Raw genomic sequence first — 26,802 nt, 5'->3', positions numbered from 1 at the left:
AAGGGGTGCAAATCATCAAATATTGATCACCAGTCATCTTTCTCAACACGGCTGCGATACAGTTTGAAATTTCCGGTCGCAATCCGGTTGTTCGTTTTCTCGGCAATCCTTTTACTGCAGGGTTCACACATATATGTATGGATCGGGCGGTTACGTAGTCTTTTCGCCTGAAGGGTATCGCTGTTGATATTTTCGATTTTGTCGCATAATACACATTTGACTCTCATACTGGCACCTCTTATCAATAATTAGCTTACATAGCCTATTTGAGTTTGGATTATATTATAGTATATCATTGTTTAAAGCCGGAAAAAGGGGAATCGTTTGATTTGCCCCAAAATAACGGTTCGTAGTACTATTATGATAGTTTAAGGAGGGTGAATATGGCAAATCAAGTAGAACCAAAGTTAATTAAACCATTGTTCGATGAACTTCAAAAAGAGCGTTTTGTCACCTTGGCAACAGTGGACCATGAAACAGGCGGCCCTAATGTCAGCGCGATTTCATGGGTGCTTGCAAAGGACGAGGCAACTCTATATTTCGCAGTGGATAACCGCTCTCGAATCATCGAGAACATTAAAAGCAATGATAAGGCAGTCATCAACCTGATTGCAAATGAATCTACATATTCAATCAGCGGCACAGCGAGTGTCAAGCAGGAAAAGCTTGAAGGAGTACCGTTAAAGCTGGCTCTGGTAGAAATCAGTATCAGTGAAGTCAGGGACGTTATGTTTTACGGTTCGAAAATCGTTGCAGAACCTCAATACGATAAGACATACGATAAGGATGCAGCAGCGCGTCTTGACAATCAAGTAATGGATGCCATGAGAAAAGCTTAGTCAATAGACTAAGCTTTTTTTGTACCTTATTTATGATAGTTCGACTGTTTCTGCTGATCTTTTTCCAGCTGTTTCTTTTCGCCCTGATCAAGTTTCTTCTTCGGATCCTCTGTTGGACTATTCGTTTGCGGTTCAATCATGTCGGCAGGCACCTCTGGCATGACCCTGCCGGTGATATCCGCCAGTTCATTTAGTATTCCGATGATAGGCTTGCCATTCTTAATATCCTGTCCGATTTCCTTCAATCTTGCAGTGATGTCCGGGTCTGCCACGACAACTGCACTGGCACCGTGCGGGTCTTTCCTTAAAGCCTCAGCCACTGTATATTTGACTGTGTCCACTTCTGACCGCTCCATATTATCATTCACATCGATTCCGACGATCGCATACCGTCCTATCACTACCGCCGCGGCATCATCTACATCCGGAACATTTGTAGTCAAATCGACCAGATGGCGTGAGATCTTCTGACCGGATTGGCGGTCGACTCCTTCAATCGCACTATTCTGCACCTTGACCTTATGATTTCGATCGTTATCATTTGCGCTGTTCTGTCCATTGCATGCAGTCAATAGAAAAATTAGCGAGATAGCAGCAATCCATCTTATCATCATCAAATCCCTCCGGATATTTATTCTAAAAATAACACTAAACAATCTGCATCGTTATATAAAAAAAGAAATGCTCAAAGGTTATTGTGCAAAATATCTTCTATCTTTATTCAGAAAGTCATATATTTTACCAAAGTCCCGGCCAAGGCTGCCAAGTTGGCCTGAGCCGAGATCAAGAAGGCGGGAGGCATCAATTTGAGTAAAATATACGTACTGGATACAAACGTCTTATTACAGGATCCGCATGCAATCTTTTCCTTTCAAGACAATGAAGTTGTCATACCTGCTGTAGTTCTGGAGGAAGTGGATTCAAAGAAAAGATATATGGATGAAATCGGGCGCAATGCACGCCAGGTTTCGAGGCTTATAGACGGAATGAGGGAGACAGGGAAGCTTCACGAAAAAATCAATCTGGAAGGCGGAGGGACGCTCAGGATTGAGTTAAATCATCGTTCGTTCCATCAGCTTCAGGAAATATTTGTTGAAAAAACCAATGACAACCGGATACTGGCAGTGGCAAAAAACCTGAGTCTGGAAGAAGAAACAAAAGAAGATGGACGCCCGGTCATCCTGGTCAGCAAAGACGCGCTTGTAAGGGTAAAAGCAGATGCGATCGGCCTGATAGCAGAGGATTTCTTAAGCGACAGAGTTGTGGAACTGAACCATCTATATTCCGGCTATGCAGAGATATATCTGGAAATTGAAGTGCTTAACCGTTTTTATACAAAAGGAGAACTTGATTTCTCAGAACTAAAGGGACAAAACTTTTTTTATCCAAATCAGTTTGTGATCATGAAGGATATTCTTGGGAGTTCCGCATCGGCAATTGGGATGGTCGATACGAAGAATAAAAAAGTCAAAAAGCTTGTGTTCGATCAAGAGGGGAAACATTCATGGGGAATCAGGCCGAGAAATGTTCAGCAAATCATGGCAATGGAATTGCTTTTGCGGCAAGACATCCCTCTGATCACCCTGATTGGCCGGGCGGGAACGGGCAAAACTTTGCTCGCTTTAGCGACAGGTTTGCTCCAGACTGAAGATTTGAACATATTTAAGAAGTTGCTTGTCGCACGGCCGATTGTGCCTGTTGGCAAGGATCTTGGTTTTTTGCCAGGTGAAAAACAGGAGAAACTCAGGCCATGGATGCAGCCTATCTACGATAACTTGGAGTTCCTTTTCAATACGAAAAAACCGGGAGAGCTGGATGCAATCCTCGCAGGTATGGGTTCAATCGAGGTAGAAGCATTGACTTATATAAGGGGAAGAAGTATCCCTGACCAGTTCATCATCATTGATGAAGCACAGAACTTAACAAAGCATGAGATCAAGACGATCCTCACAAGGGTAGGGGAGCGGAGCAAGATCGTCCTGATGGGCGACCCTGACCAAATCGACCATCCATATCTGGATGCCTATAATAACGGATTAACGTATGTGGTTGAGAAATTCAAGGATCAGCAGATTTCCGGGCATGTCCAGCTTGTCAAAGGTGAAAGGTCGCCGCTTGCCCAGCTGGCTGCTGATATCTTAAAGTAGCATGAAGCTGAACAAATCATCGTGCAGCAAGATACAGCATAAGCAAAAATAAAAAACGGGCACCCTGCTGGATGCCCGTTCGTGTACCATACATATCATTGGACAGTAAAACCGGTTACATTCTTGATCGGGTGGTCTTGATTGGAGCCATCCCTGAAGTAAATATGCAATGGTCCGTCTTCCCTTAATGGCTTGCCGTCTTTTGAAAAACCGAGTATGATATCGGCTGCTTCTTCAAGAGGAATCACTGCCTGTTCGTTTTCACCGTATTCAATGACAATCTGCTTTGCCTCCTGCTCTGGTTCTGCGTTATCAAGAAATGGTTTCAAAGGAATCCCGAAAGTGCCTGTCAGGACTTTTTCTTTTTCGAATTTCACTTCAGTCTTGAGTGTCGGCGGATAAACGGCACCTTCCATGATTTCACGGTCCCAATGCCTGGAAACAGACTTTGTGTACTCCTCAAGATGATCTTCGCTTGCCTTCTCATCAATGAAATATGTATTCAAATCCACTTTTCTATCATCAAAAATCCATACACCAGAGTCCAAGGTGATTTTATATTTAACTTTTCCTTTGATAGGGATGATGGTTTCCATAATTTCCTCCTGCCTTTGTTCTGCTTGTTATTCTTTAAGTATAGCGATATTTGTCAGGGATGTCATTTTAGCTATACCGAATAGAAAAACCAATTAATTCTGTGTCCCTAATATTCTTGCATTTTTGTCCGCTTAAGGGTAAAATTTATAGATAGGATTGGGTAATCGCTCGGAAACGGGGGGATCAAGTTGGCGTCTGATATGATTATTAACCATCAGGAAAAAGCCCATGCCTTGTTAAAGGCTGACGCTGATAAAATATTAAAGCTGATCAAAGTGCAAATGGATAACCTCACAATGCCTCAATGCCCTCTTTATGAAGAGGTTTTGGATACGCAAATGTTTGGATTATCAAGAGAGATAGACTTTGCAGTAAGGCTCGGCTTAATCGAAGAATCAGATGGTAAAGTTATTCTTGACCAATTGGAAAGAGAACTTTCCATTTTGCATGAAGCTTCGTTAAAAAAATAAACCCTAAAAACTCAAACTTATCCTGAGGTGGATGTTTGGGTTTTTTTGTTTAAAGCTGTTTTCGTAAAGATTGTTGTTAAAATCCTAAAGCCGATTTTAACGTGATAATAGTCATTTTGTAGGTCGGTACTAAGTTTGCAAGCTCTTTTCTTATAATAAGCGTTAATTGTGTGACTAATCTTAGGTAAATCAATCCTATTTTGTAGGCAATAGCAACAAAGTTTGAGAAAAGAGTCTTGTTTAAAGTGAATAAGGAAACCCGTCGGAAATTTCCTTAGAAAATAACAGAGGCATGACTTTATTACATTTCGTTATAACTTTTCCTTAAACAAAGGCAGGATATTTCAACTTATAGTAGAATAGATTAAACAACTTAGAAGATGGGGAAGAGAGAATGTTAAAAAAAATACTGAAATCCTATGACTATTCATTGATCATTGTTGTGGTGCTCTTATGCTTGTTCGGACTTGTCATGGTTTACAGTGCCAGCATGGTCACCGCCATTCAAAGGTATGACTATCCAAGTGATTTTTTCTTTCAAAAACAAAAATTTAATTTGTTAGTTGCTTCTGTGTTGTTCATCACTACGGCATTATTCCCCTATAAGGCGATGAAAAGCACTAAATTATTGCTCCCGATGGTCGTGTTCATCCTGGGAGGACTAAGTGCATTGTTTTTATTTGGGAAGGTGACGAACAATGCTCTCAGTTGGTTTGAACTTGGTGCAAGAAGCCTTCAGCCATCAGAGTTTGCTAAATTGAGCGTGATTATTTACTTATCTGCGGTATATGCAAAAAAGCAGGCCTACATAAACCAGTTCAATAAAGGAGTAGTTCCGCCCCTTGTTTATTTGCTTCTGGTTTGCATGCTGGTTGCCATCCAGCCAGACTTCGGTACGGCAGCGATTATTTTTGGGATTGCTGCCACAATCATTATCTCTTCTGGAATGAGTTTAAGAAACATTACCAAGCTGATCGTATTCGGGCTGGCATTTCTGACGCCTTTTGTTATTTTCCTTCAGGATGAGATCTTCTCGGAAACAAGGCTGGGCAGAATTACTGCGTACAGCAATCCGTTCACAGACGAACAAAATACAGGGTACCATCTTGCCAATTCCTATTATGCAATTGGTTCAGGAGGACTTAAAGGACTAGGCCTTGGCGAAAGCGTGCAGAAGCTTGGATACCTTCCAGAGCCGCACACAGACTTCATCATCGCTGTCATCTCCGAGGAGTTAGGAATCTTTGGGGTAGGATTCGTGTTGCTGAGCCTGGGGTTCATCGTGTTGAAGGGTATCCATATCGGACTGAAGTGTAAAGATCCATTTGGAAGCTTGCTGGCAATAGGGATTTCGAGCATGATCGGGATCCAGTCGTTTGTCAACCTCGGTGGAGCTTCCGGCGTCATTCCGCTGACCGGGGTGCCGCTGCCATTTGTGAGCTATGGTGGTTCCTCTTTACTCCAGCTGGCCATAGCAACGGGAATTCTCGTCAATGTTTCGATGTTTGTTAATTACGAAGAGAAATACAAAAAGGACAAGACGTCCCAGCCAAAACCCGCTCCAGCGATGGTAAACCAGAACACATTCAAGTTCAGGTCGTAAATATAGGCTGTTTTCGTAAAGATTGTTGTTAAAATCCTAAAGCCGATTTTAACGTGATAATAACCCATTTTGTAGTTCGGAATTAAGTGTGCAGGCTCTTTTCTTCTTAATTAGCTCTAATTTTGTGAAGATATATATGTCTTTCAATTCAATTTTGTAGCCAAAAACAACAAAGTTTGAGAAAAGAGCCTAAATATAAAACAAAGAAGCTGCAGCGATCATTCGCTGCAGCTTCTTATTTTACAGTAGCCGTAGATAAGTCGGCGGCTGATTTATTCTGGACTCTTGCGGCATTTTTCTTGCTTCTCGATACAAGAAGGATGAAGTAACTGAAGACTCCAAACAATACTGAAATAAAGAAAGCATGTGCCAGTGCGATATACAAATTAAGTCTTGTATAAATGATCAGCGCTCCGGCTGTAACCTGAAGTGAAACGAGCACCATGGAGATGATCCAGCCCCAATATAATACCCTCTCGTGTTTGTAATGCTTTACGGTAATATATGTTACATAGGCGATCCAGATAAAAATGAATCCCGCTGCTGCCCGGTGACCCATCTGCACCCATTCATACAGGTTGGTCGGCAGGACGGAGCCGCCATTCGTACATAATGGCCAATCCTTGCAAACGAGGCTTGCATTCGTGTGTCTTACAAGTGCTCCGGTATAGACAACAATATAACTGTATACTGAAAGCCCGATAATATGGAACCTCATTCTCTTATCAATCACCAATTTTTCAGCCTCGAACTTCTTATCTACCTCAAAAATGAGCATAGTCAGCAGAAGGACGGCTGCGAAAGAAATAAGAGATATGCCGAAGTGAAGCGCGAGAACAAAATCGGATTGTCCCCAAACGACAGCTGCGGCGCCAATCAATGCCTGCAGAACAAGAAAGAAAAATGATAAAACAGCCAGGAACTTTGTTTCTCGTATATGGCCGATAGCCTTCCATGTCCAAATAGATAAGATAAGTACCATGAAACCGACGCTGCCCGACACCAATCTGTGGGCAAGTTCAATTACCAGTTCGGGAGTAATATCAGTAGGAACGAATTCACCGTTACATAACGGCCAGGACCTGCCACAGCCCATCCCGGATCCTGTTTTGGTAACCAGTGCTCCCCCGAGTAAAACAAAAAGCATCCCAATCGTGGTTAAAACAGCAAGCCACTTTAGGGAACGATTCATAATCATCACCTGCTCATTCAAAGTTCGATAAGTTGTCAAATTATAAACTTGACATGTATAATGAAAGAAACTTGTACAAAATAAAAAATTCTATTCCTATAATAACGAAGTTTGGCGAAAAAGAATAGAAAACAATACTTAAGATACTACACAATATATGTGTTTTTTTCAATACCAACTGTACGGGATGGACAATGAGATGTTTTACCGGTAAAATTCTCATGGCAACATCATCCCTGACAGAATGACAGACTACATACCAGCTTTATTGCATTCAAGAAAATATTATCCAAGAATATGTAAAACCACGTCTCCGACGGTCCTTTTAATAAACATCCAATTCTAATGAAAATTCCTTGCAATAAAAATGATCTTTATGGATAATGGCGGTAAGACACAAATTAGTCAAATTTTGTTCAAAAAAAATTCACAAAAAAGTTGTGAAGTGTGATTTAATATACAACGTAGGCTTTATTTTTCTACACAAACATTTAACAGCCTTTACACGTTGAGAATAGTGAAAACTATCTGGGATATAAATTTGAAAATACTCTTCTTTTTTTTGTAAAAATTCGTGTCAGGAATTTGGAAGAAAAGGAGATGGAGGAGGATATGGATGTCTAATTCAAAAGCTTTATCAGAAGCTGTATTGGAAAATGGACAGCCTGCAGTTGCGGAGAAGACGATGATGAAAGATTTTCTTGCACTAATCAAAGTAGGGATAGTAAATTCCAATGCGATGACAACTTTTACCGGGTTATGGCTCGCACTTCATTTTAGCGGTGCTCGATTCTTGGATAATATTGATTTAATCCTTGCGACGCTGATTGGTTCATCCTTGATCGTTGCCGGTTCATGCAGCCTGAATAATTATATCGACCGGGATATCGACCATTTGATGGAGCGGACAAAAGACCGCCCAACAGTCACCGGGAAAGTCCAGCCGGGAAAAGTGGCGTTGTTGAGCTTTTTGCTGATTGGCATCGGCACAGGCTTCTTGCTTACTACAACCATTACAGCTGCTGTAATCGGGCTGTTTGGAGTTTTTAGTTATGTTGTTCTATATACATTGTGGTCAAAAAGGCAATTTGTTTCCAACACTATTGTCGGCAGTATTTCAGGGGCTGTTCCGCCTTTAATTGGCTGGGCTGCAGTTGACGCAAACCTTGATATCATGGCCTGGATGCTTTTTGCCATCGTTTTTGTATGGCAGCCTCCGCATTTCTATGCCTTGGCCATGAGGAGAGCGGAAGAATACCGCGCAGCTGGGATTCCAATGCTTCCTGTCGTTAAAGGCTTCAAGGCGACGAAGAAATCGATTTACCTTTGGATTACGGCTTTATTGCCGCTTCCATTCTTCCTTCCTGAGCTTGGTATCTCATTCATGGTTCTGGCAACCGTCCTGAATATTGGTTGGATTGTATTGGGAATCTATCTAGAAAAGCTTAAAGATGATATTAAATGGGCAAAACTGATGTTTGTATATTCATTACAATACTTAACTGTCATGTTTGTCGCTATGGTAATTGTCACACTTATCTAACCTTCGTTAGGAGATTCACTCTTTGTTGAGAGAGGATTTTTCCATATATTTTAAAACCAAATTAATAAGATTTTTTACGAAAGAGGGGTTTAATTAAGCTATGAAGATGCTTGCTAAATGGCGTCTGCTATCATTGATCACATTGATGGCATTAGTCTTGTCAGGCTGTGGTGAGCCTTACTTGTCTGCTTTAAAACCTGCAGGTCAAGTTGCTCAATCCCAGTATGAACTCATGTTGTTGAGCACGGCGATTATGGTGGGAGTAATTGCTGTCGTCACAGTCATTTTTATTTATGTTGTCATGAAGTTCCGCAGGAAAAACGACAACGAAATTCCAAAGCAGGTTGAAGGAAGCCACAAGCTGGAGATCCTTTGGACTGTTATTCCGATCTTATTGCTTCTAATTCTAGCTGTCCCAACAGTTGCTGCAACATTCAAGTTTGCAGATGTGTCACCAATGGAAAAGAAAAATGCTGATGGAAAGACGGATGCTCTAGTAGTAAATGTCCGTGCAAATCTTTATTGGTGGGAATTCGAATATCCAAACGAAGAAATCATCACTAGCCAGGAATTGGTAGTGCCGACAGATGAAAAGGTTTACTTTAACCTGAAAGCATCTGATGTCAAGCACTCTTTCTGGATTCCTTCTGCCGGAGGAAAGATGGATACGAATACCGACAACGTCAATAAGTTCTGGCTTGAGTTTGATGGTAAAAAAGCTGATGAAGTGGGCGGACTTTTCTTCGGAAAATGTGCTGAACTTTGCGGCCCTTCACACGCATTGATGGACTTCAAAGTAAAGGCTATGCCTCGTGCTGAATTCGATCAATGGGTAGCAAGCATGAAAGCAGTAGAAGAACCTGCTAAGGCTGAAACAGCAACTGCTCAGCAAGGACAGGAAATCTTCAATAACAGCTGTATTGGTTGCCATGCAGTAACTCCTGCAAACACGGCTCCTGAAGCAGCACGCGTTGGTCCTAACCTGTCTAACTTCGGTGAACGTTCCCGTGTAGCTGGTGTTCTTGACCATTCTAAAGAAAATGTGAAGAAATGGCTTGAAGACCCAGAGGCTTATAAGCCAGCAAATAAGATGACTGGAAAGTATCCTGAACTCTCTCCAGAAGAGCTAGACGCATTGGCAGAGTATCTGATGGGCTTGAAAGTCCAGAAATAAAAGGGGATATGTTTGAAAGGGAGGTAAAACTGTGAGTACCTATACTCAGAAAAAAGGATTCGGCGCAACGTTATGGGACTTCCTGACAACGGTTGACCATAAGAAAATTGCCATCCTTTATCTAATCGCTGGCGGATTCTTCTTCCTTCTCGGAGGGCTTGAAGCGTTATTTATCCGTATCCAGCTTGCTGTACCAAATAACGATTTTGTTAGCGCGGGATTCTATAACGAAATCCTGACGATGCACGGAACGACGATGATCTTCCTTGCAGCGATGCCGCTTGTTTTTGCATTCATGAATGCCGTAATGCCACTCCAGATTGGTGCGCGTGACGTTGCGTTCCCATTCTTGAACTCTTTAGGATTCTGGTTATTCTTCTTTGGTGGAGTATTCCTTAACCTTTCATGGTTCCTTGGAGGAGCTCCAGATGCTGGTTGGACTTCTTACGCTTCATTATCGATCGCGTCTGAAACACATGGTATCGACTTTTACGCACTTGGTTTGCAGATTTCAGGTGCGGGTACACTAATCGGGGGGATTAACTTCCTCGTAACGATTGTTAACATGCGTGCACCGGGAATGACATATATGAGAATGCCGATGTTCACATGGACAACATTTGTAACATCTGCTTTGATCCTGTTCGCATTCCCTCCATTGACTGTTGGTCTTTTCTTATTGATTTTCGACCGTATGTTCGGTTCGAATTTCTTCCATGTAGCTAATGGCGGTAATACGATCATCTGGGAACACCTTTTCTGGATCTTTGGTCATCCGGAAGTTTATATCTTGATTTTGCCGGCTTTCGGTATTTTCTCTGAGATTTTCGCAATCTTCTCTAGAAAACGTCTATTTGGTTACTCATCCATGGTATTCGCGACTGTATTGATCGGTTTCCTTGGATTCATGGTTTGGGCTCACCATATGTTTACAACGGGTCTCGGACCAATTGCAAATGCGATTTTCGCTGTTGCAACAATGGCAATTGGTGTCCCAACAGGTATTAAAATTTTCAACTGGCTGTTCACGATGTGGGGAGGAAGCATTAAGTTCACAACTCCAATGCTTTGGGCAGTAGCCTTCATTCCTTCGTTTGTTGCTGGTGGTGTAACTGGTGTCATGCTTGCTTCTGCTGCTGCTGACTATCAGTATCACGACACGTATTTCGTTGTCGCTCACTTCCACTACGTAATCGTCGGTGGTGTTGTATTCGCGCTATTTGCAGGTGCTCACCTGTACTGGCCAAAAATGTTCGGAACAATGCTAAACGAAACTCTTGGAAAAATCACTTTCTGGTTATTCCTGATTGGTTTCCATTTAACATTCTTCATCCAGCACTTCCTTGGATTGATGGGGATGCCACGTCGTATCTTCACATTCCTTCCAGGACAGGGTCTTGAAACTGGAAACTTGATCAGTTCAATCGGTGCTGCATTCATGGCAGTAGCTGTTATCGTACTTTTGATCAATGTAGTGATTACAACTGTTAAAAACGAAAAGGTTGGGAATGACCCTTGGGGAGATGGCCGTACACTTGAGTGGGCTATCGCTTCACCGCCGCCATTCTACAACTTCAAACAGCTTCCGCTTGTACGCGGTCTTGATGCATACTGGCTTGAGAAAATGGAAGGCAAAAAGGCTATGACGCCTGCTGAACCACTTGGCGATATCCATATGCCGAATAATTCTTTCATTCCATTCGTAATCGCACTTGGCCTATTCATCGCAGCGTTCGGTGCAATGTACCGCGCTGAGACTAGCTGGGGCTTACTGGTACTGATTCTCGGAATGGCTGTAACATTAGGAGCAATGTTCGTACGCTCCATTAAAGATGATCATGGTTTCCATATTCATAAAGAAGACTTGATGGATGATGAAGATGATAAGGGGGTAAAGGCATAATGCAAGCTGAAGAAAAATTCACATATGAAACATGGCCTGCCGAGCCTGAAAAAGCAACCCTCGAAGCAAAGAACAAATTTTTGGGCTTTTGGTTCTTCCTTGGTGGAGAAACCGTTTTGTTCGCAACATTATTCGCGACTTACCTTGCATTGAAGGATAAAGTTCCGAGCGCTGACCATGCACTCGCAAAAGATATTTTCGAAATACCACTTGCTTTTGCAGCGACAATGCTGCTTTTAACAAGTTCTTTGACAAGTGTATATGCTATGTATCATATGAAGAATTTCAATTTCAAAAAGATGCAGCTTTGGCTTGGATTGACTGTTCTGCTTGGAGCAGCTTTCCTTGGACTTGAAATTTATGAGTTCAATCACTATGTACACGAATTTGGGCATACTTTTACTAGCAGTGCTTTCGGTTCTGCCTTCTATACTCTAGTAGGCTTCCACGGAGGTCACGTAGCATTTGGTTTGCTGTGGATCACGACTTTGATGGTCCGTAACTCCAAGCGTGGACTGAATCTCTATAACGCTCCTAAGTTTTATGTGGCCAGCCTTTACTGGCACTTCATCGACGTTGTATGGGTATTCATCTTCACGGTTGTATATCTAATGGGAATGGTGGGATAAACTGATGGCTAATCAACAACCAAGTTCAGGGAACCCAAGAGTGGACGTCGAATATCGCCGCAAAAAAAGCGCCGAAGAGATGAGATACCAAATCGTTTCCTTTGCATTGATGATTTTCTTGACACTTGTTGCCTTTGCTGCAGTTGGATATGAAGGATTCTCAGGCTGGTTCACAGTTCCGTTCATCCTGTTGCTTGCTGTAGTTCAAGTGATTTTCCAACTTTACTATTTCATGCACATGAGTCATAAAGGACATGAAGCTCCATCATTATTCCTGTATTCAGGAGTGCTTGTGGGTGCAGTAACGATCCTTGCTTTCAGTACAATCATCTGGTGGTAAACAAAAATATGACTTGAGGAGAAAATCGGCTGACTCAGCCGATTTTTTCTATGATAGTCGCTAGATTTGCATTTAATGGAAGTGCCGTTTCATTGATGTTGCATACCAATGGAAGTATAATGAGAGTAAAGTTCTAAAACATGACGGGGTGAAAAAAGATGCTTACTCTAGATATATTCGGATTCAGAGCCCTGTGGAGCCCGGTATTTTTGCTTGTGCTGGCTGCTCTATTAGCTGCTTATTATCTAATTGTGTTTAAATACTATGGTCGTTTTAAGGAAGGTACACGTGCAACACGAAAACAGGCTGTCTACTTTACCTCAGCGATAATTGTGCTGTATATCATCAAAGGCTCACCTGTTGATTTGATGGCCCATATCATGTTTTATATGCACATGATTCAAATGGCAATCCTTTACTTAGTCGTGCCGCCTCTATTGATTTTCGGCCTGCCTGATTGGCTGTGGAGGTCATTTCTTTCCCTTAAGGCTGTCGATCCGTTGTTCCGCTTTTTCACCAAGCCGCTGATTGCCTTGATCTTGTTTAATGGGATATTCTCGATTTACCATATTCCATTGATCTTTGACTTTGTCAAAACGGATATGTGGCTGCATGCAGGTTACACGGCAATACTATTTATACTTGCAATGTTCATGTGGTGGCCTTTAGTCAACAAATTGGAAGAGTACCAAACATTATCAGGCGTAAAAAAGATGGGATATATCTTTGCAGACGGTATATTGATCACCCCGGCATGCGCTCTTATCATTTTTGCGGATACACCAATGTATGCAACTTTTTCAGATCCGAATGCCTGGGGAGAAGCCCTGAAACTATGCGTACCGCCTTCAACGCTTTCTACCTTGAACCTGAGTGGTCCCGAAACCTTCAGTTCCATTTCGCTTTTGCATGACCAGCAGCTAGGCGGAGTAATTATGAAGGTCATTCAGGAAATTGTATATGGCATTTTCCTTGGATATGCGTTCTTCCAATGGTTCAGGAATGAAGAGGAACATCAGGCCGAACAGGATGCAATCAATCTTGCCAGCGCACCACAGCCAGTAAAATGAAATGATTTGTAAAAGCTTCCTTTTTTATGGAAGCTTTTATTTTTCACTTGATTTTTCACATTAATAAGCCAATCAAAGATTGAAAAATAGAGGCTTGTAACCTACAATTAACCTTATGGAGAAATAATGATTGAGAGGGAAAGTGAAATGTCGAATTTACCGATTCTGCCTACGATCAGCACGACGTTTATCGTGCTTAGTGCAATTACAGTGGCAATTGGCTGGGCCCAGATAAAACAAAGGAAGATTGAAAAGCACCGCAAGACAATGACTCTTGCCGGCATATTTGCGATCATCTTTTTTGTGATTTATGCTACAAGGACAATTTTCATTGGCAACACATCTTTTGGAGGGCCTGATGATATCAAAATCTATTACACAGTTTTTTTGATCTTCCATATCACACTTGCAACAATTGGTGCAGTGCTAGGAATCATCTCTCTCTATACAGGCTACAAGAACAAACTTGAACGCCATCGCAAGCTTGGGCCAGTCACAAGCATTGTCTGGTTTTTCACAGGAATAACAGGTGTCGCTGTTTATCTGCTTCTATATGTCTTTTATAAGGGCGGAGACACTACTTCAGTAATCAAAGCAATACTAGGGACATAATCACCAAAAACATTGCGTACAGCAATGTTTTTTCTTTTGCAGGTATTTCCTTTTCTGAAGGCGAATTTATTAAGTTGTATAAAGGGGGATTTAGCTGCATGGAAATAAGAGTGTTAACATCAGAAGATTATTTGAAGTCAATGAAATTATCAGAATATGCTTTTCAATATAAAGTGCCGGAAACTGATATACCTAAAAGACTGGAAACATTGAAAAAACATCGTTTGTTAGGAATTTTTGAAGGCGATGAGCTGGCTTCAAAGCTGCACATCCTATCGCTGAAAGTATTGCTTGGGGAAACAGAATGGAAAATGGGCGGAATCGCCGGAGTAGCAACATATCCTGAGCACCGGCGCAAAGGATATGTGAATGCCTTGATGAGAAAAGCGCTTGCTGATATGAATCAAGATGATTGTATTGTTTCTTTCCTTCATCCGTTCCAAATAGATTTCTACAGAAGGTTTGGCTGGGAAATCATTACAGATAACAGGAAAGTGACAGTGGAAAAAATCAATTTGCATCCAGTGGATCCTCAACCAGGAAAGATTGAGCGACATACAGAGAAGGGCCACACCGGAGAGATCGAAAAGGTGTACCGCCAATATGCTGCCATGCATAACGGGATGTTGGCAAGGGATGCTGAATGGTGGAAATCCAGTGTATACGGATCACAATTCGCCGCTGTTTATTACGATTCAGGAAATGTGGCAGCTGGATATCTCTTATATGAGGTTAAGGATAATATCATGAAGGTGGAGGAATACGTATCATTGACAAATGAAGCGAGAAAAGGACTCTGGAACTTCATTTGCCAGCATGATTCGATGGTGGACAAGGTGGAAGTGATGTTGTCCGTTCATGATCCGTTTCCGTATTTTTTAAAAGAGCCAAAACTGAAAACAGAAGTCTCGCCATATTTCATGGGAAGGATCGTCAATGCTGAAAAAGCTCTGTCCAGCTATCCATTCTTGCACAGCGACACTGACAGGAAAGTGTTCATTCACCTAGATGACCCCACTGCTCCCTGGAATACAGGCTCCTATTTAATCAGCCGTGAAGGAATCAAATTCTATCCTGTGAAAGAAGGCAGTTCCTGCGTTACTGAACCAAAACGAGGACTGCATATGAGCATCAATTCATTGACAGCTATATTGTTTGGTTACAAGCGGCCTCAGGAACTTTATGACCTCGAACTATTAAAAGGGGACATCGATGAAGTTAAACAGCTTGAGCAAATCACTCCCGCATTCAAGCCATTCTTTTATGACTTCTTTTAATTGTATTAACATAAAGCAGCAAAAACCCGGGTATTGACCCGGGTTTTTTGTGGTTAAATTTTGAATTTTAATTTGATGATGCCTGCTTCTTTCGCCGAGTTGAAAGCGATTAGCAGCAACGGCCCGATGATAAAGCCCATGAACCCAAAAAGCTTCAAGCCGAGATACATGGCTATCAATGTTGATAGCGGAGAAAGTCCAATCTGGCTGCCCATCACCTTTGGTTCGACTGTTCGCCTGATGATCAGCAAGATGACAGCCAGAACTGCAAGCTGGGTACCCAGGCCAATGTTTCCGGTGGCAAGGTGGAAAATAGACCACGGAGCAAGGATGACGATTGAACCGATCAGCGGGATGAAATCAATCATCCAGATGACTGCTGACATGACAATCGCGTATTCTGGCGTGATGAAAAGCAAACCGATCAATGCAACAATGAATATAATCACGCTGACCAGAAATTGGGCTTTTAGAAACCCGAACACTACATATGACAGGCGGGAAGTCATGAAGTGAACCTTGTCCGCCGTCCTTTCGGTTAAGTGACTATAAACACTTTTTCTTAAAGATGGAAGTTCCAGTAAGAAAAGGAATAGTGATATCAAATAGACAAGGAAGCTGATCAGGAAATTCGGAATATATGTCAACAATGCCTTTAAATTATCTATATTGATGAAAGCGATCATATCATTCTTGAGTTTATTCAAAAAGTCCTCAGCTCGGTTGCTGATTTCAGTGACTACCTCTCTGGGCAGGTCATTCGCGGCTTCTACAAACCTGTTTTCAGCCTTATACCAGGCATTGGTGATTTCATTTATATAGACAGGTGTATTATCAATAAGGTCGATTGCTTCTGTGACTGCGGTCGTTGTGAGGAAATAACCTGCAACCACGATCAGCAGGACAAATAGAAGGAAAATGACAAGAACAGCCAGCCTCCTGCCGCTCTTCAGCCTTTTTTGGAAATATACGACTGCCGGCTCAAGGAAAAGGGCAGTGATCAGTGCAGCGATCAATGGAATTGACACCGGAAGGATAATATACAGGATCGCTGCCACCAAAATGGTGATTAATGCAATAATAATCGTTCGTTTCGTGAAAATACCGGACAATTGGAACTCCTTTCTATACTCTTGAGGAGTATCTAGCTCTAAAAACAGTCAGTTATAGTCAAATCTGCAAAAAAACCTAAAAATTCCTTAACAATTAAATTATAGTACGCATTTAATATAAGAAACAACAAAAATCAGTTGTGCCAATTCGATTTTATTAAACTTTGCATTCCCGGACGGCCTGCTATTGCTGTAATGAGATGGGCAGTTAGTCATTCCCTGTCTATATGCCAGAAAATCATGTTTGATAACCAAAACCACTAGGGGTGAGGCAATGGAGAATTCTGGTAACATCATTCCTGCTCAATTTCAAGAGTTGTGCCGTGCCATTTGTGCGATTGTCCATGCCAATATCGATGAAGACGGATTTTTTTATCAATCTGTTATTAAAACAAGAATGCCCGCATTCCGGAGATCTGCTTTTAGCGATAATGGGGTGAAGTGTGAACTGAATCAGGGAAATGTGAATATAAAGGTATTTGTCAATGCTATGCTTGGGGAGCACTCGATCTATCATAATGCAAAGGAGCTTCAGCGCCGCATAGCAGAAGAAATCATCCTGTATACTTCTTTTTTGCCGAAAAAAATTGATGTGATCATCACTGGAGTAAAAGGAAAAAAGACGCAATGAAAGCGTCTTTTTTCCTTTTAAACTTAGATAGCAAATTTCTCGACTTCAGCTTTCACTTCATTCAGAAGCTTTTCACACTGGCTAACCAATGATTTAGGGAAGTGTTCACCTTCACCGTATTCAACACCATGTGGATAATAATGTTTGCCCAGCAGTGGAGTCATCAATTGAATGATGGCTTTGTGTGCTCCAACATCACCCTCGTGGATATGGCCCTGGACACGCAGATAATATGTACCTTCTTTGACAACCAGCTTTTTGTCATAAGTTACTCGCTCGTAATCCCATTGACCTTCACGTACAAGACCGTGCTCAAGCATAACCTCATCTAGACGGTTTAAATCGGCCTTCAGACTTTCGATACCTGTATTTTCGAATTTCATCCTTTTCCCTCCTAAAAACACACTGCAAAATTTACGCTTATAATAGAGTATATCTCAAATTTAATAATAGTAAAAATATGATTAAGTTGCAATGAATATAAAAGCGTTTTTAAGTGTTTTCATGAATTATTCACTTAAGCACACGGCAAGAATGCGAAATTCGTGTTTTTGGCATAATTAGCAAAATCCCGGCAACCATAATATCGAGAAGGTTAAGCATTGATCCATAAGGAGGAAAATAGTAGTGCGAAAAATCCGTGATATTATGACAACCGATGTAGAGGCATGTACCCTGCTGGATAATGTGTACGAAGTAGCAGTTAAAATGAAGGAACTGAATGTAGGAGCCATTCCCATTGTTGACTACGATAAACTTGTAGGCATGATCACCGATCGTGATATTGTCATCAGAGGAATCGCTGAAAAACACCCGCCTTCTTCAAAAGTTGAAAGTGTCATGAGTGACCATCTTGTTACCGCTACACCTGATATGTCCTCAAAAGAAGCAACGGCCCTGATGGCGGAACACCAGATCAGAAGGCTGCCTGTAGTCGAAGGGGACAAATTGGTAGGGATAGTAGCACTTGGTGATTTTGCTGTCGATGAACTGACTGATGAGCAGGCACACCAGGCTCTAACACAAATCTCTGAACCGGAAAATCACATGCAATAATTGTGGAAAGGCACTCACTTGGGTGCCTTTTTGCCTTAGCCAGAGCCGCAGAAGAATTATGGTGGATTCAATGTTGATAGACAGATTCTGGAGTGGAGAAAGAAAAGTGACCAACCTGTTAAAATGGCATGATTTTTATGGTGCGGATGGAACAGTTCTATTAAAAAGATCAGTATAAATGGTATAATAAAATCTAAAACGCTCATATAGTATAGAGAGATGAGCGTTTGCTGCTGGCAAGCTAAACGCTCAAAAAGGGGGGATCCATCTGCGAACAATTGGAAGAATATTAATTTTTGCCGCAATATTTCTATTTATAGGTTTATACATGGGTTATAACAAGGAAGAGAATGATGGATTGGTCATCGAACAGAACTCGACTCCCAAAGTGGATGAATCTCTTAAAAAGGATTCTGTGGAACAAAATATCAGTGAAGGAATTGAACAGCCCGGGCAAGGTGTAGCTGCTCTATTAGGGAAAGATATTGATGAACTTAAAAAGATGCTAGGCAATCCTTCGAGAGTTGACTTATCGGCTTATGGTTTTCACTGGTGGATATTCAACACCGACCCTGATCAATATATACAGGCTGGTGTCCTGAATGGCAAGGTTGTGACCGCCTATGGGATAGGCCCTAAGGTTGATGTACTGCCATTTAAAATTGGCCAGCCGATTGAAGAAGTTTTTTCAATGAATGTGATTGTACCAGAAGTGACATTCGAATATAATGGAAGCTCCTATAAATTCGAGCTATCGGAACAGGATATGAACACAAGGCCAGTCATCAAGATGGGCGACTATTTCGTACAGCTTTATATCGATAAATTCACAAGCTCTGTTTCCAGCATCCGGTATATGGACAAGGAAACGATCATCAAACAGCGGCCGTATGAAATGGTCTACAGGGGAACGCTGATCGAACCTCCTGTGTTATCCGAAGGGGACTGGGTCAGGATTGAAGCAGGGCTGGAGAAACAAATACTCGACATCACCAATGCCATCAGATCGAGACATGAACTTCAGCTACTGGAGTGGGACGAAAAAACGGCCGAGGTCGCCTATGCCCATAGCAAAGACATGGCTATCGAAGACTATTTTTCTCATGAGTCGGAAAAATACGGAGATCTGTCAGAAAGACTAAAAGCCGCAGATATATTATATGAAGTCGCCGGGGAAAACATCGCAGCAAACTATACAGATGCCCCAGCAGTAGTAGAAGGCTGGCTGAATAGTGAATCCCACCGTGAGGCACTGTTGAATGACGAATTCTCCCATCTTGGAGTAGGAGTATATCAAAAGCATTATACCCAGAACTTTTTGAAAATGTGGAATCAACAGTAATGGCAATCTTAATTATTCATATAATCATTAAAAGAAGGAGCATGCCATGGACGTCATGCCCCTTCCAGCAGGGTTCGGAATGGAATCATTCCGGGCTCTTTTTTTATTTTGTCTTAGGAGAAAAGCAGTTCTAACTCTGTGCGACTTCGGACAACTTTTGTGCTCTCAGGAGAAAAGCTGTCCGAACTAGAGGTGACTTCGGACAACTTAGGTGTTCGCAGGAGAAAAGCTGTCCGAACTAGAGGTGACTTCGGACAACTTATGAGCTCTCAGGAGAAAAGCTGTCCGAACTAGAGGTGACTTCAGACAGCTTTAGTGCTCCCAGAGGAAAAGCTGTCCGAACTACGGTCAACTTCAGACAGCTTTAGTGCTCCCAGAGGAAAAGCTGTCCGAACTACGGTCAACTTCAGACAGCTTTAATGCTCCCAGAGGAAAAGCTGTCCGAACTACGGTCAACTTCAGACAGCTTTAGTGCTCTCAGATGAAAAACTGTCCGAACTAGGGTCAACTTCGGACAGCTTTAGTGCTCCCAGAGGAAAAGCTGTCCGAACTACGGTCAACTTCAGACAGCTTTAGTGCTCCCAGAGGAAAAGCTGTCTGAACTAGGGGCAACTTCAGACAACTTTTGTGCTCTCAGACGAAAAGCTGTCCGAACAAGAGGTGACTTCGGACAACTTTGGTGTTCTCAGGAGAAAAGTTGTCCGAACAAGAGGTGACTTCGGACAACTTTGGTGATCTCAGGAGAAAAGCTGTCCGAACTGGAGGTGACTTCGGACAACTTTTGTGTTCTCAGGAGAAAAGCTGTCGGAACTGGAGGTGACTTCGGACAACTTTTGTGTTCTCAGGAGAAAAGCTGTCCGAACAAGAGGTGACTTCAGACAGCTTTAGTGCTCCCAGAGGAAAAGCTGTCCGAACTACGGTCAACTTCAGACAGCTTTAGTGCTCCCAGAGGAAAAGCTGTCCGAACTACGGTCAACTTCGGACAACTTTTGTGCTCTCAGACGAAAAGCTGTCCGAACCAATTAAGCTGCTTTTGCCAGTTCTTGAGCCGGTCCTGTGAAAAGTGTCAGCGACTGGAACCGAAAGCAAAAACTCGGATGAAAAACAAAAAAACTGCAGCTAACTCGGTTATCCTCGAGTTAATCTACAGTTTGAAAGCCCCACTAGTCTTTCCTGACCACCCGGTTGATGGAAAAGTAGCCATGCTTCCAGTTTCCATACAGATGCACGTTTTCTCCTTCCCTGAAGGTGGGAGGGATTGCCCCTTTTCTAAGAGGTGTTACTTTTTTTACCGTCAATTCTTTTAATCCGGTGTTGATTTTCAAAACGGCCACATGGTTGAATCGGTGATAGTAAAAACGTTCTTTGTGTTCAGTGACTTCATTGATTTTTCCGCTGACGACTGCTTCTTCTGGAATTTCCTCCAAAGCAATCCATTCCTGCTCATTTCGCTGCATTTCTTTTTTGGTCAGCCAATAAAAATAGGCAAGGATCAATGGAATCGCGATTGCTGTAACCATATATTAACCCCTTATTTATGCTGTTTCTCGATTACGAAAAAGCTTCCTGAAGAATGGGCTATTCTTTTGCCATCAGACCGGAATACGTCAGCTTCAAGGACGACGGTGCTCCGGCCTTTATGGATCAGCGAGGCCTTGCAATGGAGCTTGTCGCCGATTCCCGGTGCAAGGAAATGGATGTTAAGCTGTGATGTCACTGCTGCGTAGCCTTCCGGCAGCAGTCGGTTCGCCAGTGTCCCCATCGCTGTATCCAGTACAGTGGCGGTAAATCCGCCATGGACGATCCCTAGTGTATTGTCGAGCACGCTTGTAATCGGAATATCAATTTCGCACGTCTGGTCATCAAGTCTCCTGTCCATATGCAGCAGGCCATCGATATACGTACTGTTCTTGCCGCTTAATTTATTTTTGACTCCGGCCAGCACCGTTTTAAGTGCCTCTAATTCCTGTTCGCCCGATAGCGAGATGCATTCGTCCAAAAGTTGGTGCAAATCTTTTTCCACTATATTTATACCTCTTTCTAAATGGCTCTGTTTCTCGAATTCTTGCTCTGAATCATTATTTTAGCAAAGCCTTTTATTATGTTCTCTATTTTAACAATTTTGTTTTCATTTTGGAACTATTCAACGTTATCCTTCACCTTTCTTGGCGGATTTCATATGCTATTATAGGCATTTGTTACACTGTGAGGTGAAAGGCATGGCCAAAAAGAAACTCCACCCCTCTGTTGAAAAGTTCAAGGAATTTGTCAAAGCACACCCGGAACTGGCGCAGGAAGTACGTAAGGGTGAAACGACCTGGCAGGAAATGTTCGAGGATTGGTACTTGCTTGGTGAAGACGATCCACGATGGAATACAAAATCGGACAATAAAAAGGACAAGAAAAATGATGAGAAGGATCAGAAAACGGACTGGCTCGGTACCATCATGGGAGCAGTGAAGAATATGGACCCTGCGCAGGTACAAGGACAGATTAGCAATATCAGCCAGGCACTTGGGGCAATCCAGGGGGTGCTTTCCCAGTTCCAGGGGAAATCAGGCGGATCTTCAGGGGCAAGTAACTCAGGTCCAGCCCACCCCTTTTCATTCAGGAAAGATTAGAATGGAGGCGTAAGCATGCGAAAAGATGTCATGGACCAATTGCGATCAAATAAGGAATTGATTGAGTTCGTCCGAGCCCAGCCCCACTGGTACAGGAAGCTGAGCAGGGATCCAAGGGATTTGCATTCAGCCCAAATTGCTTCGCTGCATCATTTCGAAAAAACGATCCCTCATAAGGTCCAGAAGTTCTCCAACAATGTACAGATGGCGTCAATGATGATGCATATGTTCTCGAGCATGAATTCAAAATCATGATTAAGCTTCCTTCTCCAAGAAGGGAGCTTTGTTTTTCCAAACTGTAAAAGCCTTCGGACCAGATTCTTTCGCTTTTCTGGCAGTTTCATGGTAAAATGAGGTTCGGAGGTGATTCAGCATTGCTTGCTGTTACATCAGAAAGAGTACTATTATTGGAAGAAGCTGAACAATTGGTCAGCATGATTTTACAGTCTGATATTGCCGAATATTATCGGGAATGTTTATATAATGTTAAAAACAATGCGGAGACAAAAAGGAAGGTCCGTGAATTTGTGGATATGAAGGAACGCTATGAAGAGGTTCAGCGTTTCGGAAAATACCATCCTGATTATAAGGAAGTCATGGGCAAGATTCGCCTTGTTAAAAGAGAGCTCGATATGGATGAGGTAGTTGCCGAATTCAAGAAAGCGGAGAATGATTTACAAAGCCTTCTGGATGAGGTGAGCGTAATCATCGGCCGATCCGTTTCCGACAGCGTGAAGGTGCCGACCGGAAACCCGTTCTTTGAGAGCTCATGTAGCGGCGGCTGCGGCAGCGGTGGAAGCTGTGGATGCTCCGCATAAGATGAAAAGCATGGGTTTTTCCCATGCTTTTTGCTTAACTTAAAACTAGTATATGGGAAAAAATGATTGATGATTGAAAAAACTGGTTTTTGTATGCTAGACTAGTACAAAGCAAACGTTTACCGAAGGGGAAAAGAATATGATAGGACAGAGGCAGGGAATCATCGTCTGGCTGTATTCACTGAAACAGGCGAAGATGCTCAGAAGATTTGGCAATGTTCATTTTGTCTCAAAAAAGTTGAAATATGCCGTGATTTATTGCAATCTCGACGAGGCAGAGGGGCTTATGGAAAAGATCAAGTCATATTCATTCGTTAAAAAGGTGGAGCCTTCTTATAAACCATTCTTAAAGATGGAGTTTGAAAATTCTTCCCCTGACAAGGCAAAAGAATATGATTATAAGATGGGAATATAGTATTCATTTTAAAAAAGGCGGGGAATTCCCCGCCTTTTTTTTGCATGTCATGCTATTGTAGCGGCGGAATGTAATGGTTAAGTCTTAAGATGCCAATCAGATGCTGATAGTATAATTCCTTTTCGGCAAACATCGTGGATGGTTTGGCATCGAATTGAATGATTGTCTTGTCCAGTTCATCAGCCAGCTCATTGAACATGTCAAACCGCTTGTTCTTTAAGGTATGCGGGTTGGGTATGCCCTCCCTGCAGATATATAATGCCTGGAAATCCCCTGGGTTTGTGGGCTTAAGTACTACAATGAGGGAACTTACATCTTTATCATTTATTTTTGTATGGATTGCCATCAAGTGCATCAACCGATGTCGGTTTGCCCTGGCGGTTTCCATCAACTCGTATAGATCTGAATATCCTTCTCCAAGCTCGATAAAACGCTGAATCACTTTTTATATCCCCTTCCAACTTATCATTCCATCATACTTTACCATTTGCAGAGATGAATTTGAAGCAGTTCTGTTCATGGAGAATATAAAAATTCCCCTTACTCTCAGTCTTCGTTTTTGCTATTTTAATAGTAGGAGAAGATTGGAGAGTTATGAAAATGAAAAAACTAATGATCCTGATGACCACAGGATTTTTCTTCATGATTTGTGCAGCACTGTTGTGGCAGTGGAAAACTTTCTCAGAGAGTAAGCCTGTGAGCGTCGGATCCCCTGAAGGAATCACTCATGTTGCTGCCGTGAAACTGGATGCTGATGGATTTAGTATAGAGCAGACATATAGTAATCTGGATTCAGAACTGAAATATCATGCCATACTTCCGGCAAAGGCTATAGGCGTAACGTGCAGCAATGATAAAGGAAAACCTTGTGGCAATGAATGGACGAAAACAAATAAACTGGTTTTTGAGTACAGTATAGACTCTCCGCGAGGCAGTTCGATCCTCTTAAAGGATTGGCTGGTTGTTCTGGAGAAAACAGAGATTAAAAATACCAGAGTTGAAGTGGTCGATCAGTTTTTCAAAAAAGGGACCTGGGCCGCTGGACTTCCTCAGAGAGGCTATAAGCAGTTGGAACTTCTGCATTACTATGTATTTGAAGGCGTGAATCCTGCTCCCGCGTTGTATTGGCAGGAAAAGCCGCTATCAAAACGTTCTCTTCAAAACGGAATTGATTATTATTCTTCCCGGGCTGACCAGCTCATTTACCAGTTTGACAGTCTGGAGAAAATCGGCAGGAATCAGCATTTGACTGTAATCTTGCAAAATAACCAAGAAGCTCAGCAAGGGAATGGCCTGCTTATAGCAGGGAACCAGCACACTGAAAAGGAAATCGAACAGCTGGCGGCGGAGGCCCTTTTATCAGCAAAATTCAGGCCGGATGAGCCGGCATCAGCTTCGATTATCGATGTAATGGCTTCATTGGTGATAAAGCAGGAGCCTGGTGATCCTAAAAGCAAAAGATTGATGGAGGAACTGAACAACAACCTTGATGCAAAAGAATTGGCCGATTTTATTTCCTATTTTTCGCTGGCCGGAGCATTGGATATGGAAACCCTTGATGGGTATTTGTCTAAGCTGAAAGGGCTGGAGACCAACTTTTTCACATTGATTAGCCGAACGGATAAAGAGGTGCCATCTCTATATTTTACTGACCCAAGGAGAGTCGTCGTTAATGGAGTTGAAAAACCGGGTCTGGATGTGGTCATTAAAAATGGAAGGTCATTGTATCCATTAGCGGAAACGATGGACGCGCTTGGATACGTAACCAAAGCAGGTCCAGGCCTTGTGCCGCTTGAAATATCCTCCGCAGAGAGGACCTATGCTTTCAACTTGAACAATAATACGTTCACGATAGATGGCGAGAGCTTCGGGCTCCTAAAGAAACCTTTCCAGCAGCTGAATGGAGAATGGTATTTGGAGAAAGAATGGCTGAAGGCGATTTTTAAAATAGGAATTATCGAAAAGCAGGGAAGAATTCTGCTTGAACAATCGCACTAAATTCATCACTGGCATCCCTCCATTTCATGGAAGGGAGTACTCTTTTTCCTTTAGAACAGTGAACAAAAACAAAGCCTTGAGCCATTCAGGCTCAAGGCTTCCTTCTATGCACTGCAAGAGTGCTGAAGGCAAAGGGAGAGGAGAAACCGGAGGAAGAACTTATGGGGAAACGTAAGTCTTCTCCGCGGTTGGCAACAACATCCTCAAATTGATGTTGTTAAGCAACATTATTTCCATAATAGGAAGGGATATACACTCATTTGGTTAATTTTTTGAATGTGTGGTAGGATAAGGGAGTAATTTATACGTACATAGTAAAAAGCTTACATATTTGAGGAGTAATGAAATGAGAGTTGTATCAGGTGATTTGAAGGGCCGGGTCCTGAAAGCGGTACCCGGGACGTCTACAAGGCCTACTACTGATAAAGTGAAGGAAGCCTTGTTTAATATGATCGGTCCTTATTTTGCAGGAGGTCTGGGCCTTGACTTATTTGCCGGCAGTGGCGGTCTTGGAATTGAGGCACTCAGCAGAGGACTGGATCAGGTCATTTTTATCGATCGTGAAGGAAAGGCAATTCAGGTGATTAATGAGAACCTTAAATCCTGCGATCTGGAAGATAAGGCAGAAGTTTACCGTAATGACGCTGTCAGGGCCTTGAAAGCCATCCAGAAAAGAGAGCTGGTTTTCGATTATATTTTCCTGGACCCTCCTTACAAAAAACAACAGCTGGTCAAGCTCCTGGAAATGATTGAACAACAGGGACTTATCCATACGGAAGGTTTGATTGTCTGTGAGCATGCTTCAGAGATCAGGCTGCCTGAAAGAATAGGGAAACTGGTCCAAACCAGAAATGAGAAATATGGTATTATCGGAATAACTCTTTATAACGTTCATGAAGATGAGGGGGAAGTATAAGTGGCAAGAGTTGCTGTTTGTCCGGGCAGTTTCGACCCGATCACATACGGGCACTTGGATATCATCACAAGAGCTGCGAAGGTATTCGATGAACTGTATGTGGTCGTTTTGAATAATTCTTCCAAGAAACCGCTTTTTTCAGTAGAAGAAAGAATTGAGCTGATCGATCAGGTCACAAAGAATATCCCGAATGTAAAAGTGGATTCATTCCAGGGCCTGCTTGTCGAATATGCAGAGAGCGTCAATGCAAATGCCATTATCAGGGGTTTGCGCGCTGTTTCTGATTTTGAATATGAAATGCAAATCACTTCGATGAACAGGGTTTTGAATGACAAAATTGAGACCTTTTTCATCATGACGAATAACCAGTACTCCTTCCTGAGCTCAAGCATCGTTAAAGAGGTTGCGAAATATGACGGAAAAATCTCCGAATTGGTTCCTGCTGAGGTAGAGGAAGCGCTGCTGAAAAAATTCAATGAAGACAAAAAATAACGGGC

At 42.3% G+C, this 26,802-nt stretch carries 31 protein-coding genes; 22 read left to right on the top strand and 9 right to left on the bottom strand.

The window, feature by feature from the left end; genetic code table 11:
- Nucleotides 1-26 precede the first annotated feature (26 nt).
- Entirely contained in the window at nt 27-227 is a 201-nt protein-coding gene (locus ACNAZ4_RS02085) for a YlaI family protein (protein WP_415812527.1), read from the bottom strand.
- 156 nt (nt 228-383) lie between these two features.
- On the opposite strand from ACNAZ4_RS02085, the gene ACNAZ4_RS02080 reads away from it, so the two are divergent.
- On the top strand, nt 384-839 hold the full coding sequence (locus ACNAZ4_RS02080; RefSeq protein ID WP_415812526.1) for a pyridoxamine 5'-phosphate oxidase family protein: 456 nt from the start codon (nt 384-386) through the stop codon (nt 837-839).
- Nucleotides 840-865: 26 nt separating this feature from the next.
- Here ACNAZ4_RS02080 and ACNAZ4_RS02075 read toward each other — a convergent pair whose 3' ends face one another.
- A complete protein-coding gene (locus ACNAZ4_RS02075; RefSeq protein ID WP_415812525.1) occupies nt 866-1,453 on the bottom strand; it encodes a YhcN/YlaJ family sporulation lipoprotein in 588 nt (195 codons plus the stop codon).
- A 192-nt stretch (nt 1,454-1,645) separates the two neighbouring features.
- Between ACNAZ4_RS02075 and ACNAZ4_RS02070 the strand changes: the two genes are divergently transcribed.
- Entirely contained in the window at nt 1,646-2,986 is a 1,341-nt protein-coding gene (locus ACNAZ4_RS02070; RefSeq protein ID WP_415812524.1) for a PhoH family protein, read from the top strand.
- 95 nt (nt 2,987-3,081) lie between these two features.
- Here the strand turns inward: ACNAZ4_RS02070 and ACNAZ4_RS02065 are convergent, their stop codons facing one another.
- Nucleotides 3,082-3,582: a peptidyl-prolyl cis-trans isomerase gene (locus tag ACNAZ4_RS02065; RefSeq protein ID WP_415812523.1), complete on the bottom strand. Its 501-nt coding sequence runs from the start codon at nt 3,580-3,582 to the stop codon at nt 3,082-3,084.
- Nucleotides 3,583-3,771: 189 nt separating this feature from the next.
- On the opposite strand from ACNAZ4_RS02065, the gene ACNAZ4_RS02060 reads away from it, so the two are divergent.
- Nucleotides 3,772-4,053 carry an Fpa/YlaN family protein gene (locus ACNAZ4_RS02060; protein ID WP_415812522.1) on the top strand — a complete coding sequence of 94 codons (282 nt, stop codon included), beginning with the start codon at nt 3,772-3,774 and terminating at the stop codon, nt 4,051-4,053.
- Between the two features lie 394 nt (nt 4,054-4,447).
- Nucleotides 4,448-5,656 (top strand): FtsW/RodA/SpoVE family cell cycle protein, encoded by a 1,209-nt coding sequence (locus ACNAZ4_RS02055; protein WP_415812521.1) that lies wholly within the window; start codon nt 4,448-4,450, stop codon nt 5,654-5,656.
- Between the two features lie 235 nt (nt 5,657-5,891).
- Here ACNAZ4_RS02055 and ACNAZ4_RS02050 read toward each other — a convergent pair whose 3' ends face one another.
- Nucleotides 5,892-6,848 carry a COX15/CtaA family protein gene (locus ACNAZ4_RS02050; RefSeq protein ID WP_415812520.1) on the bottom strand — a complete coding sequence of 319 codons (957 nt, stop codon included), beginning with the start codon at nt 6,846-6,848 and terminating at the stop codon, nt 5,892-5,894.
- Nucleotides 6,849-7,464: 616 nt separating this feature from the next.
- On the opposite strand from ACNAZ4_RS02050, the gene cyoE reads away from it, so the two are divergent.
- The 8 genes from cyoE (at nt 7,465) to ACNAZ4_RS02010 (ending at nt 15,396) form a co-directional block, all read left to right on the top strand.
- Nucleotides 7,465-8,391 (top strand): heme o synthase, encoded by a 927-nt coding sequence (cyoE, locus tag ACNAZ4_RS02045; RefSeq protein ID WP_415812519.1) that lies wholly within the window; start codon nt 7,465-7,467, stop codon nt 8,389-8,391.
- 100 nt (nt 8,392-8,491) lie between these two features.
- Nucleotides 8,492-9,565, top strand: coding sequence for a cytochrome c oxidase subunit II (gene coxB / locus ACNAZ4_RS02040; protein ID WP_415812518.1), 1,074 nt, complete (start codon nt 8,492-8,494; stop codon nt 9,563-9,565).
- Nucleotides 9,566-9,596: 31 nt separating this feature from the next.
- Entirely contained in the window at nt 9,597-11,468 is a 1,872-nt protein-coding gene (gene ctaD, locus ACNAZ4_RS02035; protein ID WP_415812517.1) for a cytochrome c oxidase subunit I, read from the top strand.
- Complete coding sequence (locus ACNAZ4_RS02030; RefSeq protein ID WP_415812516.1) at nt 11,468-12,097, top strand: cytochrome (ubi)quinol oxidase subunit III; 630 nt, start codon at nt 11,468-11,470, stop codon at nt 12,095-12,097. The genes ctaD and ACNAZ4_RS02030 overlap by 1 nt, the downstream gene beginning before the upstream one ends.
- A gap of 4 nt (nt 12,098-12,101) precedes the next feature.
- Nucleotides 12,102-12,437, top strand: a complete 336-nt coding sequence (ctaF, locus tag ACNAZ4_RS02025; RefSeq protein ID WP_415812515.1) for a cytochrome c oxidase subunit IVB — start codon at nt 12,102-12,104, stop codon at nt 12,435-12,437.
- Between the two features lie 158 nt (nt 12,438-12,595).
- On the top strand, nt 12,596-13,507 hold the full coding sequence (ctaG, locus tag ACNAZ4_RS02020; RefSeq protein WP_415812514.1) for a cytochrome c oxidase assembly factor CtaG: 912 nt from the start codon (nt 12,596-12,598) through the stop codon (nt 13,505-13,507).
- A gap of 147 nt (nt 13,508-13,654) precedes the next feature.
- On the top strand, nt 13,655-14,119 hold the full coding sequence (locus ACNAZ4_RS02015) for a DUF420 domain-containing protein (protein ID WP_415812513.1): 465 nt from the start codon (nt 13,655-13,657) through the stop codon (nt 14,117-14,119).
- 98 nt (nt 14,120-14,217) lie between these two features.
- Nucleotides 14,218-15,396, top strand: a complete 1,179-nt coding sequence (locus ACNAZ4_RS02010; protein ID WP_415812512.1) for a GNAT family N-acetyltransferase — start codon at nt 14,218-14,220, stop codon at nt 15,394-15,396.
- A gap of 53 nt (nt 15,397-15,449) precedes the next feature.
- Here the strand turns inward: ACNAZ4_RS02010 and ytvI are convergent, their stop codons facing one another.
- Nucleotides 15,450-16,508, bottom strand: coding sequence for a sporulation integral membrane protein YtvI (gene ytvI, locus ACNAZ4_RS02005; RefSeq protein ID WP_415812511.1), 1,059 nt, complete (start codon nt 16,506-16,508; stop codon nt 15,450-15,452).
- A 274-nt stretch (nt 16,509-16,782) separates the two neighbouring features.
- Here ytvI and ACNAZ4_RS02000 point away from each other — a divergent pair, with 274 nt between their 5' ends.
- Complete coding sequence (locus ACNAZ4_RS02000) at nt 16,783-17,139, top strand: hypothetical protein (protein WP_415812510.1); 357 nt, start codon at nt 16,783-16,785, stop codon at nt 17,137-17,139.
- Between the two features lie 23 nt (nt 17,140-17,162).
- Here the strand turns inward: ACNAZ4_RS02000 and ACNAZ4_RS01995 are convergent, their stop codons facing one another.
- The gene (locus ACNAZ4_RS01995; protein WP_415812509.1) at nt 17,163-17,522 is read right to left on the bottom strand and encodes a YugN family protein; all 360 of its coding nucleotides are present in this window, start codon (nt 17,520-17,522) and stop codon (nt 17,163-17,165) included.
- 244 nt (nt 17,523-17,766) lie between these two features.
- Between ACNAZ4_RS01995 and ACNAZ4_RS01990 the strand changes: the two genes are divergently transcribed.
- Both ACNAZ4_RS01990 and ACNAZ4_RS01985 read left to right on the top strand, forming a co-directional pair.
- Nucleotides 17,767-18,195, top strand: a complete 429-nt coding sequence (locus ACNAZ4_RS01990) for a CBS domain-containing protein (RefSeq protein ID WP_415812508.1) — start codon at nt 17,767-17,769, stop codon at nt 18,193-18,195.
- Between the two features lie 328 nt (nt 18,196-18,523).
- Nucleotides 18,524-19,537 carry a CAP domain-containing protein gene (locus ACNAZ4_RS01985; RefSeq protein WP_415812507.1) on the top strand — a complete coding sequence of 338 codons (1,014 nt, stop codon included), beginning with the start codon at nt 18,524-18,526 and terminating at the stop codon, nt 19,535-19,537.
- Nucleotides 19,538-20,700: 1,163 nt separating this feature from the next.
- Here ACNAZ4_RS01985 and ACNAZ4_RS01980 read toward each other — a convergent pair.
- Together ACNAZ4_RS01980 and ACNAZ4_RS01975 are read right to left on the bottom strand one after the other, a co-directional pair.
- Nucleotides 20,701-21,057 (bottom strand): hypothetical protein, encoded by a 357-nt coding sequence (locus ACNAZ4_RS01980; protein ID WP_415812506.1) that lies wholly within the window; start codon nt 21,055-21,057, stop codon nt 20,701-20,703.
- Nucleotides 21,058-21,068: 11 nt separating this feature from the next.
- Nucleotides 21,069-21,560, bottom strand: a complete 492-nt coding sequence (locus ACNAZ4_RS01975) for a PaaI family thioesterase (RefSeq protein WP_415812505.1) — start codon at nt 21,558-21,560, stop codon at nt 21,069-21,071.
- 196 nt (nt 21,561-21,756) lie between these two features.
- On the opposite strand from ACNAZ4_RS01975, the gene ACNAZ4_RS01970 reads away from it, so the two are divergent.
- The 4 genes from ACNAZ4_RS01970 (at nt 21,757) to ACNAZ4_RS01955 (ending at nt 23,391) form a co-directional block, all read left to right on the top strand.
- Complete coding sequence (locus tag ACNAZ4_RS01970; RefSeq protein ID WP_415812504.1) at nt 21,757-22,158, top strand: YlbD family protein; 402 nt, start codon at nt 21,757-21,759, stop codon at nt 22,156-22,158.
- Nucleotides 22,159-22,173: 15 nt separating this feature from the next.
- Nucleotides 22,174-22,413: a YlbE-like family protein gene (locus ACNAZ4_RS01965; RefSeq protein WP_415812503.1), complete on the top strand. Its 240-nt coding sequence runs from the start codon at nt 22,174-22,176 to the stop codon at nt 22,411-22,413.
- A 95-nt stretch (nt 22,414-22,508) separates the two neighbouring features.
- Nucleotides 22,509-22,976, top strand: a complete 468-nt coding sequence (locus ACNAZ4_RS01960; RefSeq protein ID WP_415812502.1) for a YlbF/YmcA family competence regulator — start codon at nt 22,509-22,511, stop codon at nt 22,974-22,976.
- A gap of 139 nt (nt 22,977-23,115) precedes the next feature.
- Nucleotides 23,116-23,391 (top strand): YlbG family protein, encoded by a 276-nt coding sequence (locus ACNAZ4_RS01955; protein ID WP_144474770.1) that lies wholly within the window; start codon nt 23,116-23,118, stop codon nt 23,389-23,391.
- Between the two features lie 52 nt (nt 23,392-23,443).
- Here the strand turns inward: ACNAZ4_RS01955 and ACNAZ4_RS01950 are convergent, their stop codons facing one another.
- Entirely contained in the window at nt 23,444-23,833 is a 390-nt protein-coding gene (locus ACNAZ4_RS01950; protein ID WP_415812501.1) for a DUF7147 family protein, read from the bottom strand.
- A gap of 158 nt (nt 23,834-23,991) precedes the next feature.
- On the opposite strand from ACNAZ4_RS01950, the gene ACNAZ4_RS01945 reads away from it, so the two are divergent.
- The 3 genes from ACNAZ4_RS01945 (at nt 23,992) to coaD (ending at nt 26,797) form a co-directional block, all read left to right on the top strand.
- Nucleotides 23,992-25,389 (top strand): hypothetical protein, encoded by a 1,398-nt coding sequence (locus tag ACNAZ4_RS01945; RefSeq protein ID WP_415812500.1) that lies wholly within the window; start codon nt 23,992-23,994, stop codon nt 25,387-25,389.
- A 346-nt stretch (nt 25,390-25,735) separates the two neighbouring features.
- A complete protein-coding gene (gene rsmD / locus ACNAZ4_RS01940; protein WP_415812499.1) occupies nt 25,736-26,305 on the top strand; it encodes a 16S rRNA (guanine(966)-N(2))-methyltransferase RsmD in 570 nt (189 codons plus the stop codon).
- Nucleotides 26,306-26,797: a pantetheine-phosphate adenylyltransferase gene (gene coaD, locus ACNAZ4_RS01935; RefSeq protein ID WP_415812498.1), complete on the top strand. Its 492-nt coding sequence runs from the start codon at nt 26,306-26,308 to the stop codon at nt 26,795-26,797. It abuts the gene before it with no gap.
- Nucleotides 26,798-26,802: the final 5 nt, after the last annotated feature.

The organism is Mesobacillus thioparans, from assembly GCF_965138835.1.
Classification (GTDB): domain Bacteria; phylum Bacillota; class Bacilli; order Bacillales; family Cytobacillaceae; genus Mesobacillus; species Mesobacillus thioparans.
The sequence above is the reverse complement of the archived record's forward strand: the minus strand, read 5'-3'. Positions and strand labels throughout refer to the sequence as shown.